General features: G+C 61.3%; 16 protein-coding genes. 7 read left to right on the top strand and 9 right to left on the bottom strand.

The window, feature by feature from the left end:
• Positions 1 to 29: 29 nt before the first annotated feature.
• Positions 30 to 1,280 carry a glycosyltransferase family 4 protein gene (locus ACR2TX_RS05125; protein WP_434131458.1) on the bottom strand — a complete coding sequence of 417 codons (1,251 nt, stop codon included), beginning with the start codon at positions 1,278 to 1,280 and terminating at the stop codon, positions 30 to 32.
• Between the two features lie 22 nt (positions 1,281 to 1,302).
• Between ACR2TX_RS05125 and ACR2TX_RS05120 the strand changes: the two genes are divergently transcribed.
• The 3 genes from ACR2TX_RS05120 (at position 1,303) to ACR2TX_RS05110 (ending at position 3,771) form a co-directional block, all read left to right on the top strand.
• A complete protein-coding gene (locus tag ACR2TX_RS05120) occupies positions 1,303 to 1,992 on the top strand; it encodes a CDP-alcohol phosphatidyltransferase family protein (RefSeq protein WP_434131457.1) in 690 nt (229 codons plus the stop codon).
• A gap of 4 nt (positions 1,993 to 1,996) precedes the next feature.
• Positions 1,997 to 2,746 carry a class I SAM-dependent methyltransferase gene (locus tag ACR2TX_RS05115; RefSeq protein ID WP_086133449.1) on the top strand — a complete coding sequence of 250 codons (750 nt, stop codon included), beginning with the start codon at positions 1,997 to 1,999 and terminating at the stop codon, positions 2,744 to 2,746.
• 110 nt (positions 2,747 to 2,856) lie between these two features.
• Positions 2,857 to 3,771, top strand: coding sequence for a methyltransferase domain-containing protein (locus tag ACR2TX_RS05110; protein ID WP_077730900.1), 915 nt, complete (start codon positions 2,857 to 2,859; stop codon positions 3,769 to 3,771).
• A 213-nt stretch (positions 3,772 to 3,984) separates the two neighbouring features.
• Here ACR2TX_RS05110 and ACR2TX_RS05105 read toward each other — a convergent pair whose 3' ends face one another.
• Together ACR2TX_RS05105 and ACR2TX_RS05100 are read right to left on the bottom strand one after the other, a co-directional pair.
• On the bottom strand, positions 3,985 to 5,424 hold the full coding sequence (locus ACR2TX_RS05105) for a sensor histidine kinase (protein ID WP_434131455.1): 1,440 nt from the start codon (positions 5,422 to 5,424) through the stop codon (positions 3,985 to 3,987).
• Positions 5,425 to 5,566: 142 nt separating this feature from the next.
• Entirely contained in the window at positions 5,567 to 6,289 is a 723-nt protein-coding gene (locus tag ACR2TX_RS05100; RefSeq protein WP_434131454.1) for a response regulator, read from the bottom strand.
• Between the two features lie 218 nt (positions 6,290 to 6,507).
• Here ACR2TX_RS05100 and ACR2TX_RS05095 point away from each other — a divergent pair, with 218 nt between their 5' ends.
• Positions 6,508 to 7,005: a Spy/CpxP family protein refolding chaperone gene (locus ACR2TX_RS05095; RefSeq protein ID WP_434131453.1), complete on the top strand. Its 498-nt coding sequence runs from the start codon at positions 6,508 to 6,510 to the stop codon at positions 7,003 to 7,005.
• 81 nt (positions 7,006 to 7,086) lie between these two features.
• On the opposite strand, the gene ACR2TX_RS05090 is transcribed toward ACR2TX_RS05095, so the two are convergent.
• The 6 genes from ACR2TX_RS05090 to ACR2TX_RS05065 all read right to left on the bottom strand — a co-directional run bounded on the left by ACR2TX_RS05090 (position 7,087) and on the right by ACR2TX_RS05065 (position 12,703).
• Complete coding sequence (locus ACR2TX_RS05090) at positions 7,087 to 8,049, bottom strand: class I SAM-dependent methyltransferase (RefSeq protein ID WP_434131452.1); 963 nt, start codon at positions 8,047 to 8,049, stop codon at positions 7,087 to 7,089.
• Positions 8,004 to 8,378: a 6-pyruvoyl trahydropterin synthase family protein gene (locus ACR2TX_RS05085; RefSeq protein ID WP_077730838.1), complete on the bottom strand. Its 375-nt coding sequence runs from the start codon at positions 8,376 to 8,378 to the stop codon at positions 8,004 to 8,006. The genes ACR2TX_RS05090 and ACR2TX_RS05085 overlap by 46 nt, the downstream gene beginning before the upstream one ends.
• A 17-nt stretch (positions 8,379 to 8,395) precedes the next feature.
• A complete protein-coding gene (locus ACR2TX_RS05080; RefSeq protein ID WP_077730839.1) occupies positions 8,396 to 9,421 on the bottom strand; it encodes a zinc-dependent alcohol dehydrogenase in 1,026 nt (341 codons plus the stop codon).
• On the bottom strand, positions 9,421 to 10,734 hold the full coding sequence (gene ribA, locus ACR2TX_RS05075; protein ID WP_346425849.1) for a GTP cyclohydrolase II: 1,314 nt from the start codon (positions 10,732 to 10,734) through the stop codon (positions 9,421 to 9,423). Before ribA ends, ACR2TX_RS05080 begins: the two co-directional genes overlap by 1 nt.
• Positions 10,735 to 10,946: 212 nt before the next feature.
• Positions 10,947 to 11,384: a GlcG/HbpS family heme-binding protein gene (locus ACR2TX_RS05070; RefSeq protein WP_077730841.1), complete on the bottom strand. Its 438-nt coding sequence runs from the start codon at positions 11,382 to 11,384 to the stop codon at positions 10,947 to 10,949.
• A gap of 200 nt (positions 11,385 to 11,584) precedes the next feature.
• Positions 11,585 to 12,703: a DUF3080 family protein gene (locus ACR2TX_RS05065; RefSeq protein ID WP_434131450.1), complete on the bottom strand. Its 1,119-nt coding sequence runs from the start codon at positions 12,701 to 12,703 to the stop codon at positions 11,585 to 11,587.
• Between the two features lie 20 nt (positions 12,704 to 12,723).
• Here ACR2TX_RS05065 and ACR2TX_RS05060 point away from each other — a divergent pair, with 20 nt between their 5' ends.
• The 3 genes from ACR2TX_RS05060 (at position 12,724) to ACR2TX_RS05050 (ending at position 15,744) form a co-directional block, all read left to right on the top strand.
• Positions 12,724 to 13,659 carry a lysylphosphatidylglycerol synthase transmembrane domain-containing protein gene (locus ACR2TX_RS05060; protein ID WP_086133454.1) on the top strand — a complete coding sequence of 312 codons (936 nt, stop codon included), beginning with the start codon at positions 12,724 to 12,726 and terminating at the stop codon, positions 13,657 to 13,659.
• Between the two features lie 256 nt (positions 13,660 to 13,915).
• Positions 13,916 to 14,503 (top strand): DUF3450 domain-containing protein, encoded by a 588-nt coding sequence (locus ACR2TX_RS05055; protein ID WP_434131449.1) that lies wholly within the window; start codon positions 13,916 to 13,918, stop codon positions 14,501 to 14,503.
• On the top strand, positions 14,500 to 15,744 hold the full coding sequence (locus tag ACR2TX_RS05050; RefSeq protein WP_434131446.1) for a MotA/TolQ/ExbB proton channel family protein: 1,245 nt from the start codon (positions 14,500 to 14,502) through the stop codon (positions 15,742 to 15,744). The genes ACR2TX_RS05055 and ACR2TX_RS05050 overlap by 4 nt, the downstream gene beginning before the upstream one ends.
• The last annotated feature ends 7 nt before the right edge of the window (positions 15,745 to 15,751 follow it).

Genomic DNA, 15,751 nt, shown 5'->3' with positions numbered 1-15,751 from the left:
CCCTTTCCGCAGAACTTTATGGGATGTACTTAGATTTCTTGGACATAGGCTGTTCTACCACGCGATCGGAGTGCAACAGCCTCGACGGCATTCCGGAAGTCAACGAAAGCGGCGTCCCAGGTACGGGGCGTATTCCGCAGCAGCCGTGAGCGGTAACGGCGTCGCAAGTCGCGGTCCGACAGCAGTCGCTCCAGGCCATTCCGAAAAGCCTCGCGGTCCGCGAGGGGTACAACGAAGCCGGTCTCTCCGTGCCGCACGATGCGCGATGCTTCGCCGACCTCCGTGGTCACGATGGGCAGGCCAACGGCCGCCGCTTCCGCCAAAGCCATGCCGTACGCTTCGAATCGGCTGGCGAAGGCGAAAACATCCATTCCGCCGAGAAACCGCGCCAGTTCCGGCGTATCCAGAACGCCGTGAAGGAAAATCCGGGTTTGCAGTCCGAGATCCGCGACGCGTGAGCGGAAGCGCCCGGCATAGTTCGGGTCGATTCGGTCGTAGCCCGCAACGTGCCAAGCCCAGTCGCAATATCTGAGTCCGGCCAGGATTTCGAGCAGTTCAGTCAGCCCTTTTGCGGGAAGCAGGTTGGCGACGGTCGCGATTTGAACCGGCTGGTCCGTTGACCGCTTGCCCGATGCTTGTCTCGCGGCAAGAAACGCGGCATCGACTCCGGGTTCGCATAGGAAAGCCGGCTTACCGGGGTAGCGCCGTTCGAGGAGGCATCGAATCGATAATCCGGTCGCGATGAAGAACCGGACGCGCTCCGCCGCCCGCTCGAACCGATCTTCCTCTTCTTTCCGCCGGTCCGCGTCGAGCAGCGGGTTCAGAAAGGGGACATAATGCACCAAGAGCCCGTGCACTGCTTCATCCCCGGCTAGAGCGTTTTTCATCCCGGTGTACGGCTTCGTGTCGGGCGGGAAGAACGTAGGTCGGCAATCCCTTCCCAATCGCAAACGGCCGTCCTGGGAGCGCCAGGACGCCCCTTCCGACGAAGTCCTTTGCCGAGCCGATAAGTCGGCAAGGGATTGCCGACCTACCTGTCGGGCGCTCTGACACCGAATCGGAAATTGCTCTAGCGGATAATTCGACAAGTCTTCCAGAAGCAGGCTGTCCCATAGAATAATCGCGTTGCGCGGCAAATAGGGAATCGCGCCGTCCGGCGGGACTTCCGCGGCTTCGAGCGGAAAGCTTGTTTCTCGCGCCTGGCGGATGATTTGGCGGTTGAAGACATTGCCGCCGGAAGGGCAGGCATCGAGCGGCGGATGAATGAACACGAGTCTCATCGTATCAACCGAAATAACCAGAATGAGTCATAAGCTATCTCTTGAATCCCGATTGGTCGAATGGAGCGAACGCCATGCGATGCTGATGGGGCTCGCGATCGGAGGTCTGTGGTTTAAGTCCCCGCCGGAGTTTCTCGCAGCGATGGCCGCTGCATCTTTTCTTGCCCTGATCCATCAGTTCCGGCGGGAATGGACGCCTTCCGGGGCGTTCGGGGCGGCTAACGCGATTACCTTGATCCGTTTGATGGCAACGCTCTTTCTGCTGCTTTTTCCGCTATCGAACGGCTGGTTTCTAGCGTCCTTCGCCCTGACCATTTTATACGCCGACCACTGGGACGGCTGGCTGGCGAGACGCCGCGGCCTGACCTCGGCCTTCGGCGATTGCTTCGACAAGGAAGTGGATGCGTTCTTTTTTCTAACTCTATGCCTGCTTCTTTATAACCGCGGCCATGTCTGCATTTGGATTCTGTTTCCCGGCTTGTTGCGCTATCTGTTCGTGCTGTTCGTCAAACTGGCGGGGCCGCCCCGGCGCGTCGCGGCGGGCAACTGGTTCACCCGCTCCGTCTCGGTGATCGCCATCGTCGTATTCGTTCTGTGCCTGCTGCCGGTCGAGCTCCACTGTACGGGTTTCGCCGTGGCGGCGACGTTCGCGCTATGCGCCTCGTTTCTGTACTCCCTGTTTCAGCTCTATCGGCCGCAACGCCCGGCATGATGCCATGAGTCTTCGCACTACGCCGATAAAAGGCTTGGACGACGTTCGGGCGTTTTTCGACCGTCTGGCGCCGGTTTACCGCGATTGCCACGGCAAGGCGGAAAAGCTTTTGCGCTACCGGCTCGGCATAATAGATCGCCTGCTGGAACGCGCCGGTCACGGTTCACTGGTCGAAATCGGCTGCGGCACCGGGATGCATCTTTTTCCCCTGGCCGCCCGATTCGAGCGCGTGCACGGCACCGATCTTTCGCCCAGCATGATCGAGCAGGCAGAGCATCTTCGTCTTGGACACCCGCATGGCGAGCGCATCCGTCTGAGCGTGGCGCCCGCCGAAAGCTTGAGCTCGGTGGGCGATGCCGAAGCGGATGCGGTGCTGTGCGTCGGCGCCTTGGAGCACATGCTCGATCAGCGGCAGGCGCTACGCGAGGCTTGCCGCGTTCTAAAGCCGGGCGGCGTCTTCGTCTGTCTCACGCCGAACGCGGAATATGTCTGGTACACCCGAATTGCGCCTTGGCTGAGGCTCAGCACCAAGCATCTGAGCACGGACCGTTTTCTCGGGAAGAAAAAATTGACCGATTTATTGGAAACCGCCGGATTCGAGGTCGAGCGCATCGGCTCCTGGACCTTCATCCCGCGCGGCGACATGCCGCCCTATCTTGCCCGGATTCTGACGCTGCTGGACGGCGTCGGACGTCTGTTGCGCGTCCCGTCCTTTCGCGGCGGACTCTATTGCCGTGCGGCAAGACGCGGCTGATCCGTATCCTTCGGGTTATCATTACGCCCGCTTCCCGGCCGGCGCGCCAACCGAACGTGCCGGACATCCGAACCGATTTTCCGTTTTTGACTGACAACTATAAAAGACCGATGTCGTACTATCTCGAACCGAACAAAGATTACCGCAACGATAGCCTGCGCCACGGCGCCGAGTTTTCCGAGGAAGACATTCGCGTAGACACCGCGAAGCATTACGACGACTGTTATTGGGATTACCGGACGGCGTGGTTCGACAACGAGAATCTAGCCTTGCATTACGGTTATTGGGACGAGAATACCAAGACCCACAGCCAGGCCTTGCTGAACAAGAATCGCATACTCGCCGAAATCGCCGGCATCAAGCCGGAAGACCATGTCCTGGATGCGGGCTGCGGCATCGGCGGCAGCTCGATCTGGCTGGCGAAGCATATCGGCTGCCGCGCCACCGGCGTCACGGTCAGTGCCCGGCAGGTCGAGCACGCCAAGCGGAACGCCGAGCGCCACGGGGTGTCCGATAAAGTTGATTTTCAGCAGGCGGATTTCTGCAAGACGCCGTTCCCGGACGAATCCTTCGACGTGGTTTGGGCGGTCGAAAGCAGTTGCTATGCGACCGACAAGCGGGATTTCTTCCGGGAAGCCTACCGCCTGCTGCGCAAGGGCGGCACGCTGATCGCCTGCGACGGCTATGCCACGCGCCGGGAATTCAACGAAGAGGAATGGCAGGCGGTCATGGATTGCCTGAACGGGTGGGCCGTGCCGAACCTCGCCAGCGTCGAGGAGTTCCAGGCCGGCATGGAGGAATGCGGCTTCCGCGACGTGCACATCACCGAGGCCACGGCCGAAACCATGCCCTCGTCCCGCAGAATGTACCTGACTGCCCTGTGGACCTATCCGATGCAGTTGACCATGCAATGGCTGGGACTCCGCAGCAAGGCACAGACCGCGAATTTCAAGGTCGCGCTCGCCCAGTACAAGGTGTTCCGCGACAAGATGGTCCGCTATTGCATTTTCCGGGCAAAAAAGTGATTGGTAGGGCGGGTTAGGTGCGCCCCCACGACCCTCTCGTAGCTCAATGAGTCTGGCGTGCACCGTAACCCGCCGAAGCGAACGGCAAGGCACCGCGCGTTTCGGCGGGTTACGGTGCACGCTTAGCGCAGCGATCAACGGCCGCGCCGTACCGATGTGCGCCTAACCCGCCCTACGAAGTCGTAGGTCGACAATCCCTTGCCGACAAATGGGTCAAGTCCTTGGCCGGCTTCGAAACACCGGCAAGCGCACCCGCGCTTCGAGGCCGCCTTGCGGGCGGTTGTGGAGGCTCAGCGTTCCGCCCTGAGCGCCGAGCAGGTTGGCGGCGATCGGCAGACCCAGGCCGGTGCCGCCGGTTTCCCGCGAGCGCGAGGTTTCCAGGCGGAAAAACGGCTGCATCACTTCGCCCAAATACTCTTCCGGGATGCCGGGGCCGGAGTCCCGCACCCTTATCAGCCAGTGGTCGCCGGAGCGTTCCAGGCTTACATCGGCCTCCCCACCGTATTTCACCGCGTTGTCGATCAGGTTGAGAAAGCTGCGCCGCAGGGCTTCCGGCCGGCCCGAGATCAGCGCGCCGTCCGGTCCTTCGAAGCGAGCCTTGCCGCCAGCATCGACGGTATCGTCGCAGAGGCTTTGCAGCAGGGCGCCGAGATCGATCGTTTGCTGCGGCGGCTCCGAGTCCAGGCTGCGCGCCAGGTCCAGCCCCTCGTCGACCAGCGCCTGCATGGCCGCCACGTCCTCCGCCAGCCGGGCGCGAAGCGGCTCGTCCCGGCACTGCTCCAGCCGCAGGCGCAATCGGGTGAGCGGCGTCTTCAAGTCGTGGGTGATAGCGGCGAGGATGCGGGTTCGCTCTTCGATATGGGAGCGCAAGCGTTCCCGCATCCGGTTGAAGGTCCGGGCGGCTTGCCTGACTTCGACAGGTCCCGATTCGTCCATGGAGGAATGTTCCGGATCGCGGCCGAACGACTCGGCGGCTTGAACCAGGCGCCGCAAGGGTTGTAGGACCAGGCGGACGGCGAACCAGGCCACGATCGCCAAAAAACCCGCCAAAATCGAAAGGCTCGTGACGAATCCCTCGGCCCTCGGTTGTCGTGGCGGCGGGAGTTCGCGGCGCGCTTCGATCAGAACCCGTTGTCCGTCGGCAAACCGGACCTGTGCACCGACGGTCCGGGACGGCTGGCAATCGGCCGGTTGGTCCCGGCAGTCAGAGTTTCGGGTTCGCCATGCTGCTTCCACCGCAATCGATGGTCCGGCTGCTTCGCTGAGAGCGGCGGTGAATGAAGGGTCATCCGGGTGCTCCAATCGCAAACGGGCATCCAGGGAGTGCCTGGATGCCCCTTCCCCGGATGACCGGTTGCGATTGAACGGCAGAGGTGGCGTCGGCTCCGCCGTTCCGTCCGCAGGTTCGATGCGCCATTGCCCGGACGGCAAGGCCTGGACTGCGGCGAGGCGCTGTTCCGGCGGCAGGGAAGCGAGCAGATGGAGGATATCGGCGATGCGATCGGCCGCGCTTTGTTCCCGAAAGCTGTGCACGATGTGGCTGCGCTCCCGCAATGCCAGGCTCACGGTAACGAAGACCGCCATCAGCACCCCGGCGAGCAGCAGAAGAAACAGCCGGACGGCAAGCGAGCGGGGCGGAAAGGAGACGCTCATGGACACCTCGAAAAACCGTCGCGAGCGCCCCGAGTGCAAGGCGTCCGGAGCACAGGAACCGGAGTGTACGCGGAGTACATGAGGATTCCGAGCACCGCGCAACGCAGCAATCGGGACGCGCAGTAGGTTTTTCGAGGTGTCCTCATGATTCCTGCTCCACCACGGCGGCCAGTACATAGCCCTCGTTCCGCTGTGTTTTGATCAGGTTTGGCGCCCGTGCGTTATCACCCAGCTTCTGGCGCAGCCGGCTGACCCGGAGGTCGATGGAGCGATCGAAGGGATCAGCCTCTCGGCCGCGGATCAGCTCCATGAGCTGATCGCGGGTGAGCACCCGGTTGGGATGGGTGAGAAATACCTCCAGCAAGCGGTATTCGGCTCCGGATAGCGCGACTACCACGCCCTGGGGAGAGGTGAGTTGGCGCGTCTGCCCATCCAGGGTCCAGCCGGCGAATCGCCAGCGATGCGCCGAGTCCGAAACACCCCTGTTCGGCAGCGAACGGGCGCGGCGCAGGATATTGCGGATGCGGGCCAGGAGTTCGCGCGGTTCGAACGGCTTGGCGAGATAGTCGTCGGCGCCCATTTCCAACCCCAGCACCCGGTCGATCGGCTCTCCGCGGGCGGTCAGCATCAGCACCGGAAGGTCGGAACGCGCGCGCAGGTCGCGACACAGGCTCAAGCCGTCCTGGCCGGGCAGCATCAGATCGAGGACGATCAGGTCGATGCCGCTGCTTTCCAATATTTCGCGCATCTGCCGGCCGTCGGCGGCCAGGCTGACGCGGTAGCCGTGCTGTTTAAGATAGTCGCCGACCAGCACGCGAATTTCGCGGTCGTCGTCGACGACGAGGATATGCTCTGTGGTTTCCATGGAGGCTTTTTACCGCGGTTGCCGGCCCGAGTCATGGGCTTTTGTATCGTTTTGTATCGCCTGCTGCCGACGATAAAAAACGATACAAAATCACCGCCGGCCGGACACATATCCGATACATGGCCGGTGTGAAATAGATTCCGAAGACGGCGGGACGGTCCCGGCGGTCTAAACAGAATCGGCTTCGGCCGACGTTTCACAAAACCGGAGGAATCCACATGAAATCTTACCCCAAAGCACTCTTGATCACTCTTGCCCTGCTCACCCCCGTAGCCGCAATCGCCGAGTCCGGAGAAGCCAAGCCTGAATCCGGCGCTTACAGCCAAGGTCCCGCCGGTTCGCGGGCGGAGCGGCGGGAGCGCTTCATGGAGGAACGGATGGCGGAACTGCGCAAGGACTTGAAGCTTACGTCGGCGCAGGAAGCCGACTGGAACACCTGGTCCGCCAAGATCAAGGAAATCAAGGAAAAGAAGAAACAGTCCCGTCCCGACCGCGAGGCCATGAAGAACCTGCCGGCCCCGGAGCGTCTGGAAAAAATGATCGCCCACAATAAGGCAAAACAGACCTATCTCGAAGAAGCCCTGGCCGCGACCAAGACCTTCTACGCCACGCTGACCCCGGAACAGCGCAAAGTCTTCGATGAGCTGACCCCGTTCGGCGAGCGCGCTCACAAATGGAAGCACCACGGCGGCCCGCGTCATCCGGGCGCGAAGTAACGAGCTAATTCTAATTCGGAATCCATAGGCTCGTAGGGCGGGTTAGCGGGCACCCCCGCGTAACCCGCCGAATACCGAAGATCAAACCTTCTCCGCCAACAGATCGATCTGATGAATGATCAAGCCGAGTTCTCCGGCCGTCAATCGCTCGGAGCGTTCCCGGTACCATCGGTCGAGCGAATCCGTGGAGAATTGTCCCGATCTTAGGGCTTCGTCCCGGATCATGTTCAGCAGGGCGGCCAGGCAAACGGCATCGCGGTTGCGATAAATGCGGCGGAGCGGGGTGATGTTCCAGTCGGAGCTGCCGTAGGCGATCGGTTCGAAGCCGGTTTCGCCGAGGACGCGGTGCAGCCGTCTTCCGGAGCGTGCGCCGCCGCTGTTTTCGTCCCATACCCGGCGCTCTTCCATGGAAGCGTCGTATACGGCAAGGATGGAGTTTTCGAACGCTTCATCGGCATAGACCGGAAACAGCACGGTCTCGCCGTCATAGTTGACACTGCCGTAAAAGATTCCCTTCGGCCGCAGCCAGCGCGCGATCCGTCCGGTCATGGTCCGGAGCGGCAGAAGATCCATCACCGCGTGGGCAATGACCGCGTCATAAGAGCCGGGAGCTTCATTCGGTTCGAAGTGTCGTAGGTCGCTGCAGACGAAATCCACGGCGATTTCACGGCCGTTTTGCCGGGCGCGGATGCCGGCCGGTTCCACCGAGACATACAAGCCTTTCTGCCGGAGCAGATCAGCCGTTCTTTCTCGGGCGGTGTACAAAAGGGTCCCGTCCCGATCCACGGCGGTGATGTGCAAATCGGTTTCGGGGGCCAGCTTCAGAAGCCGCAGCACGGAAGCACCGGTACCGGTGCCGAGGTCGAGGCAGGTCAAGCGCGGTTTGCCCGATAGCCACCGAGCAAACTCGGTTTGGACCTCGCGGTTCAGGCTGCGCTCGTCCAGCGCGAACTTGGCTTCGAGATAGTCGTGGAAAGGAATGTCCACGGCCGCCGGAGTTAAAGCGTCCCGCCGAAGGCCGCCCAGTCCCGGTCGTTCTCCCAAAGCTTGATCGTCATCTTTACGCCGTGCAGCGTCACCCGATCTCTGAGCCGTTCCCAGAAGATGCGGGCAAAGCGTTCGAGGCTGGGGTTGAGGCCGCGAAAAGGTTCGAGATCGTTGAGTACGCGGTCCTTGAACTCTCCGATCAGCGCCATGGTCGCCTGCTCCAGATCCACGATGTCGATCAGATAGCCGTGCCGGTCGAGCTGTTCGCCCTCGATCAGTACTTCCGCCTTGTAGTGGTGGCTGTGCTCATGATTCTCGGCGCCCCAGTCTCCGCCGATCAGGAAATGGCGGGCGATGAAGTCGCGGGTGATGGCTAGCTGGTACATCGCGGTTCCTCGGATCGTCAGGTGTACTCGAAAATCGGCTGCAACACCCCAGCCCGCTTGCTGTCGACCAGCTCGAAGGCTTCCTGGCAGGCACTGGGCGCAAAATGATGGGTGATCAAACGTTCCGCGCGGATTTCGGCCAGCCACTCCCAGGCGAGGTCGAGCCGCCGCTTCTTGCTCCAACGTCCGCAAAGGCGCGGGTCGATCGTGCTCACCTGGCTCGAAACCAACCGGATGCGCCGCCGGTGAAAATGGCCGCCGAGATCGAGCGGCGCCTCGCTTTGGCCGTACCATGAACCGATCACGATACGGCCGGCGAAACCGGTCAGTTCGATGGCCTGGTTCAGAGCGGTCTGATTTCCCGAGACTTCGATGGCGGCATCCAGCCCGTCGGCGCCGTCGTAGAAAAGACACTCTTTAAGCGCCGCGACTTCGCGTTTGACGGCCGGGTTGATGGCCAGGGCCGCGCCCATCTCGGTGGATTTTTGTCGGCGGAACGCGAGAGGATCGGCCGTGATCAGTTCTCCGAGCGGAAATCGGCCGAGGACGGCGGTGGTGAGCAGTCCGACGATGCCCTGCCCGAAAACCATGATCCGCTCTCCGGGCAGCGGCGCCGCATCGAACACCAGATTCAGCGCCGATTCCATATTGGCGAGAAACAGGGCGCGCTCCGCCGGAACGCCCTCCGGCAGGACCAGGCAATCCTTCTTATCGACGACGGCGTAGTTTTGGTGGGGGTGGTAGGCGAAGACCCGGCGGCCCAGCCAGTCCCGGTCTTCGTCCGCTCCCACGGCGGCGACTTCCCCGACCAGGGCATAACCGTACCGGAACGGATAGCTGAAGTTTCCTTGCAGACTGCCGATGCTCGTGTCCCGAGGCAGATCCTCGGGCACCTCGCCCCGGAAGATCAGGGATTCGGTGCCAGGGCTGATGGCCGAGCACAGGGCTTTGATCAGTAATTCTCCGGTCCGTGGGGCGGGCAGATCGATTTCCTGCACCGCCACCGATTTGGGGGCTACATGACAAACGGCTTGTACTCGCATCAGACGTATCCGACCGGGCCGAAGGCGATGATGTCGGAACCCAGGACATGGTACTGGCAGTCCGTGATGCTTAAAGGGGCTTGCTCGCCGGAGCGGCACAGATCGTCGATGGCTTTGAGCCCGCCTATGATTTTTGGTGTTATTGTAATCACGCAGTAGTTCACTAAATGATGTTTGAGAAAGGTGCCGATGATCTTCGATCCCCCCTCGACCATGAGGGTGCGGATACCGATTTGGCGCAGTTTCGTCAGGGTTTCTTTCAAGTCGACGCAGCCGTCCTCGCTTGCTCCCACCACGAGAATTTTCGCGCCGGCCGAGAGCAGCGCCTCGCGCTTGGCCGGGTCCGATTCGCCGGTGGTCACGATGACGGGCGGCTTTTTCGACTGCTTCAGAACGCGGCAGTCCGGCGGCGTCCGCAGGTTGCTGTCGAGAATGACCGGCTGCGGATCTTCGCCTTCATAGTAACGGACGTTGAGCTGGGGATCGTCGCTGAGGATGGTGTTGACCCCGACCAGCAGCGCGTCGTGGTGCGCTCTCAGGAAATGGGTGAGCGTCAGCGACTGCCTCGAACTCAGGGCATAGGGAACCTGGCTGTCGACGGCGATGCTGCCGTCGACGCTTTGGGCATAGGTCAGGGTGACGAAAGGGCCGCTTTCCGCCGGGGCATGGGCCAGCGACAGCTGGTCTATCAACGGCTCGATGAATGCGAATTCGCGGTGGAACGGCGTGCTTTCCCGGAATGTCAGCAAATGGGCCAGCTTTTCGGCCTTGGAACGCAGATAGCCGGCATTGTCGTCATGATGGCCGACCTCGATGGGAATGCGCGCCTCGACCTCGATCCCGTATTCGGTGAGTTCGTCGACTTTACGGGGGTTGTTGGTGATGAGCCGGATCGAGCGAACGCCCAAATCCTTGAGCATCAGCGCGGCGACGCCGTAATTCCGTTCGTCAGGCTGATGGCCGAGGCTGATATTGGCCTCCACCGTGTCGAGGCCGCGGTCCTGGAGATTATAGGCTTCCAGCTTTTTGCGGAGGCCTATGCCGCGTCCTTCCTGACGCAGATAAAGCAGTACGCCGCAGCGGGAGCGTCCGAGATATTGAAGGGTGTGTTTGAGCTGATCCCCGCAGTCGCAGCGCCGAGAGCCGAAGACGTCGCCGGTCAGGCATTCCGAATGGACCCGGACGGGGACGCCGCTCTCACCGTTTACGTCCGATTTCACCAAGGCAAGGTGGTCCTTGCCGTGCTCGGTGTAAAGATAAAGGGTGAATTCGCCGTAGCCGGTCGGAATTCGAGTCTTGACGAGGTTCTTCACTACAGGTTTTTTGGGGTTTCGCGGTAAAAAAGGCAAACAGTATAAACACCAATATTGCCGAGTCGATACCGAATAAGTTGTGTGTGCCGGGTTCGGTCGTTCTGTCCGGAAAATGCCGCTGCACCGACGGAGCCCGGCTTGTGCCGAACAAGCCGAGACCGCCCCGCCGGCCACGCCACAGCCGGACCGGGAACGCAAACGCCAGTATATCGTTATTTCTTCCCATAATCCGGGATTAGGCCGACGGCATCGATTCCCGCAATCGCGCAACTTTCGTCGAGATCGGACAAGTCGCCGCTGATTCCGACCGCGCCAACGATCCGATTGTCCGCCGAGCGGATCAGCACACCGCCTGGCACCGGCATGAGCCGGCCATCCGCCACTTCGGTCAAGGCCGTCATGAAATGGGGACGTTCTTTCGCCATTTTACCCAATTCGCGCGAGGATACGCCCATCCCTATGGCTCCCCAGGCTTTGGCCAAGGCGATGGAACCTCGCATGAAAGATGCGCCGTCCTGCCGCTGCATCGTCTTCAAGTGACCGCCTTCGTCCAAAACGGCCACTGCCAGCGGTGCCAATCCTAAGTCCCGCGCTTTTCTGAATGCGCCGTCGATAATGGCATTGGCGATATCGAGTGTCAGAGTGCTCATGGGTTTTCCTTGTTGTATCAAATAAACGCCGGATCTTGGTAATGCCGAGGAGCGGTTGCCGTTCCGCGTCGCCCTCGTCAGAACAATTTTATCCGTCTTTTCCGACATGTCATTCCGCGCGGGATATGTTCGCCTCCCATGAAATGGCATCAGTCGTCCCGTCGCAGAATTCGGGCAAGTACGAAATCTGACCTACTTGCTTAAGCCGCGGGTCCCCCCGGCATCATTCCGCAGGGTTTCAATACTGCCTGCCAGGCGCGGGTGTGGCGTTGCAGTGCGGCGTTGAAGCGATGCCACAGGCCTTGCTCGGTTGCCGGGTCGAGCGTCGCGGCGTAATAGCTGTCGAATGCTGGCGGGATTTCGGCCCTTTGGCTTTCTTTCAAATGCCGCACGCTTTCGATCAATGGCGACGCGGTTTGATGAAGCCGGCTGATGTAGGGTTGCACTTCGCCGGCGTAAAACTTGACGAATACATTGAACAGATACTCGGCCCGCCGGGTTTTTTTGCCCATGGGACACATTCGCCCGGTCGATGCGGTTTGTTCCAGAAGCAGCCCGACCCGGTCCAGATAAAACCCGCTAAGGCTCAGGGCGCGTACGATTTTGCCGCCGGTCTTATCGGTTTGAAGTTCGAAATAGTGCTGTTCGAATTCGCTTGGAGGTATCGAAGGCGCTTCCTCGAGTTTCGCGCCCAGCGAAGCGAGATACCGAATCGGCCTTTCGAAGCGGGCCACGGAAATCTTTTCGCTCCGCAGAAGCGGGGCGGTTGCCGTATCCATGAAGACGCGGAATTCCTTGGCCGCGAAGGTCGCGTTCCAGAATGCCTTGGGTAAATTGTCGGCTTTCGCTTGCCGGAGGGACTCTATCTTGCGGCCGAATTCCGGGTCTTCGCCCGGTCCTCCAAGTCTCGCTTCGCACTCGGAGAGTTTCCGAAACAGATTCAGCTCGTAAAGGAAGCGGCCGCTTTCCCGCTGTACTCGTCCGAGAGAGCTGTTCCGCGCGCTGATTTCGCCGACCAGCCCGCATCGGGTCATTTCGAGATAAGTGATGACGCCGATTCGGATATCATCGATCGGGAGCACGATGTCCCGTAGCCGCGGATAAGGCGGCACGGCGGGCGGTGCAATAGCTTCGTCGATGTCGACCTCGGTCACGTTCGCGAGGCGGTCGAGGTAATTCTCGAACATGGCTTCCGGCGAATCGCCGGAGCAGCCGGGCAATCCCAGTGCGAGAACGATGACGAAAAAACCGATGAAAGATGCTCTAAGACTACGCGCGGGGTTCGATTTCACGGCGCCCGAGCCGACGATGATCTCCATATAAATAAGGCATCAAAGTAGTGAAACAAGTTCTCCTGAAATCGGGGGCGTGGCTCAATCGCCGGAGCGTGCGCTTTATCATGATGCTGGCGGTCTTGACCTTCATTTTCGCCAAGATAGACCGCTCCGCGCTGATAACTCAACTCAGCCGCTTCGATCCCGCCATGGGTGTCGCGATCGTCGGAATCTTCCTGCTCTCGATAGCCGTGTTTGCGCTGCGCTGGTGGTATATCAGCCGTGCCTTGGGAATCTGTGCGCCTTTCAAGGACTTCATCCGTGTCCTCTGGATCAGCCAAAGCGTCAGCGAGTGCGGACCGCCGCTGGTGGTCGGCGAACTCGCGCGGTTTCAATTGATGCGGGGCAGCGCCGAAACCTGGCAGCTCATTATCGGCCAGGTCATAGACCGGTTCTCCGGCAAGATCGTCCTGCTGCTCATGGTGCTTGGATTGACGCCGGTTTACCTTGGGTTGTACAGCGAATTTCCCGGATTTCAGATCGGCTTGTTCGCCCTCATCCTGATCGCTGCGGTGAGCGTCGCCGTGCTCGTCTTCCGAAGATTCTGGCCGATGGCGCGGCTGCATGCCGGCGTCGTGCTCGCCATTTGCAATCCGCTGCGCTCGCCTCGACACTACGGGTTGTCCGTGCTGATCCAGCTACTGCTGGCCGCGAATTTCGCCTTGGCGGCCGTCGGGCTCGGCATTTCCGGCGACGCTCTGACCGTGCTCATGCTCGGGCCCCTGTTATTGCTGGGCGTCAGTTCGCTGCCGGGGCTGGTTTCCGACTGGGGCAAGCGGGAGGCAGCCGCGGTGTTTCTCTTGGCTCCCGCCGGATTGACGCCCGAGCAAAGCCTCGCCGTATCCCTGATCTTCGGTGCCCTGCATCTATTGACGGCCTTGCCGGGAGCACTCTTGCTTCTGCTGGTGCGGCGTCGAGCAACGGTTTCCGTTACCGAGTAAATAGCGCGCTCAAGTTCGGGAAGCATGGTTTCCCGAAGACTACCGATTAGGAACCGATCCATGACCGCGAGACGGCGTAGCATTCACATCGGAAGTTTGCGGCAAGAGAAATGTCCCAACGCTCCGGTCGGGAAGTTTTCCCGTTGCTTGCTGATGAAAAGCCTGTGATATCCTGCGGCCAATACAATCCTGGACATCGGTCCGACCCAAGGTGTTTCTTCGCCGAAGTGCGCAATTCGTTTTCGCCGTCTGCCTGATGGCCGTCGCTCCGTCCTTGGCCTTGGCGGCGCCATCTCAGCCCACTAACGGGCCAGGGGCGAGTTCGTCCGAGCCGTCGGCATCGCTGGACGCGGCGGAAGCGAAGCTTCAGACGCTTTCCGAGCTCGACCAGCGATTGAACGGCATCTTGTCCGACGCTGTTTCCGCATTGAAGCAAGGGATCGAAAATGGCCCTCCTTTCCTGCTCGAAGAACGCCGCGATCGGCTCGATAGGCTGGAAAAACTGATCCGCGATCCTGCCGCGTCCGCGGCTGAGAAATATCGGCGCGTTCAGGAAGCCTACAGGGTCGAGCTCGACTATGCGAGGAGCGTGGAAGCTTACCGGGCTGTTCTAAAGATAGGGAACGACGAACGCCTGGTGGATTTCCTAAGCATCGGTCGCCTGGCGCTCTACTACCAGACCCTGGATGGCCACGAATCGGGCATCTGGCGCAACGATCTGCGGCGCTGGCAGCGGCTGTCCGGCGAGGAGAACGAAGCGATCGCCCGCGGGCTGCGCACGGCGCGCAAGCTGGAACCTCCGCAACTGATGGTGCTGCCGCTGCCGGGGCCTAAGTCACCGTGACGCCGCTTTGCGTGCTCCGCATCCTGGGATTTGCGGCCGTTTGGGCGCTGTTCGGGCTTATCGTTCCGTCCGCCTTGGCCGAGTCCGCCGCGTCACCCGAGGCGAAAGCCGAACAGCCGGCCCCGCCGTCGGAAGTGGAGGCTGAACTGACGACGGTGCTGGCGGCCAAGGAGGAATTGTTCTTAAGCATCCGCGAGAGCGCCGCGAATCTCAAGCCCTATTATGTGCAGCAGGTTCTGGCGGGCGATCCTTCGCACCAACGGGAACTGATCGACCGGCTCGCCGATAGCCGCCATATGCCGAACGCCCACGAACTGACGCAGCTGTTCGCCAGCTTGCAGAACCAGCTCGACGCCCTGGGCAGCATCGCAAGCTTCCGGGCTCCGGTTTACGCACCGAGCGGGCAGGCAGCCGAGAAAGAAGTGCTTCGTCTGGGAGGATTCAGCTTCCTCTCCGAAGGACGTTACCTGGTTTATTCACCCGAGGTCGACCGCTTGATCGAACTGCCCAGGCAGCCGGCCCCGAACCTCCTCGATTTGGCTCGGGAGTATGCCCGCGTGGAGGCGCCGTCGCTGGCGCCGGTGGCCATCGATCCCTCGGCTGGGCAAACCTTGCAGTTGTTGGTGCAGGTTCCGACTCTGCGCGAACGCATAGCCCAGGGAGGCGTCGTCGGCTACCTGGTCCTGGTGCTTGCGGGCGTTGCCTATGCACTTGCCGCCTACCGCTTCGTCGAGCTGACGCGGATCGGGCAGCGTATCCGAAACCAGCTACAGTCGTCGCGACCCCGGCTCGACAACCCTCTGGGTCGGGTGCTCGCGCGGCTCGAACAAGCGAACACGAACGAGGAGGAGGTCCTGTACCTGACCGTGGAAGAGGCATTGACCGGCGAACAGGCACACTTGGAGCGGGCTCTGCCTTTCCTGAAATTGGTGGCCGCCATTGCGCCGATGCTGGGCTTGCTCGGCACGGTGACCGGCATGATCAAGACCTTCCAGGCGATCGCCCTGCATGGCTCGGGCGACCCGAAATTGATGTCGGGCGGGATTTCGGAGGCCTTGGTCACTACCGTGGAGGGGCTGGTTACCGCCATTCCGATCCTGCTGTTGCACAGCCTGCTGCTGGGGAAGAGCCAGACCCTCGCCGCCTTGCTCGATGCGCATGCCTCGGCCGCGCTCGCGGCTCGCCTCGAACGGCGGAATGCCCCGGCGGATGGGGACATTCCGCCGAAGAACAGGGTCTAATTCGCCC

Source organism: Methylocaldum sp. GT1BB (assembly GCF_051027545.1).
GTDB lineage: Bacteria > Pseudomonadota > Gammaproteobacteria > Methylococcales > Methylococcaceae > Methylocaldum.
Note: the sequence above shows the minus strand (reverse complement) of the source record. Positions and strands in the feature narration are given on the sequence as shown.

Coding starts and splice junctions, on each gene's coding strand:
- ACR2TX_RS05120 (WP_434131457.1), top strand. CDS start 1,303: ATGAGTCATAAGCTATCTCTTGAATCCCGATTGGTCGAATGGAGCGAA.
- ACR2TX_RS05095 (WP_434131453.1), top strand. CDS start 6,508: ATGAAATCTTACCCCAAAGCACTCTTGATCACTCTTGCCCTGCTCACC.
- ACR2TX_RS05115 (WP_086133449.1), top strand. CDS start 1,997: ATGAGTCTTCGCACTACGCCGATAAAAGGCTTGGACGACGTTCGGGCG.
- ACR2TX_RS05080 (WP_077730839.1), bottom strand. CDS start 9,421: ATGCGAGTACAAGCCGTTTGTCATGTAGCCCCCAAATCGGTGGCGGTG.
- ACR2TX_RS05105 (WP_434131455.1), bottom strand. CDS start 5,424: ATGAGCGTCTCCTTTCCGCCCCGCTCGCTTGCCGTCCGGCTGTTTCTT.
- ACR2TX_RS05085 (WP_077730838.1), bottom strand. CDS start 8,378: ATGTACCAGCTAGCCATCACCCGCGACTTCATCGCCCGCCATTTCCTG.
- ACR2TX_RS05065 (WP_434131450.1), bottom strand. CDS start 12,703: ATGGAGATCATCGTCGGCTCGGGCGCCGTGAAATCGAACCCCGCGCGT.
- ACR2TX_RS05070 (WP_077730841.1), bottom strand. CDS start 11,384: ATGAGCACTCTGACACTCGATATCGCCAATGCCATTATCGACGGCGCA.
- ACR2TX_RS05125 (WP_434131458.1), bottom strand. CDS start 1,280: ATGAGACTCGTGTTCATTCATCCGCCGCTCGATGCCTGCCCTTCCGGC.
- ACR2TX_RS05055 (WP_434131449.1), top strand. CDS start 13,916: ATGGCCGTCGCTCCGTCCTTGGCCTTGGCGGCGCCATCTCAGCCCACT.
- ACR2TX_RS05100 (WP_434131454.1), bottom strand. CDS start 6,289: ATGGAAACCACAGAGCATATCCTCGTCGTCGACGACGACCGCGAAATT.
- ACR2TX_RS05110 (WP_077730900.1), top strand. CDS start 2,857: ATGTCGTACTATCTCGAACCGAACAAAGATTACCGCAACGATAGCCTG.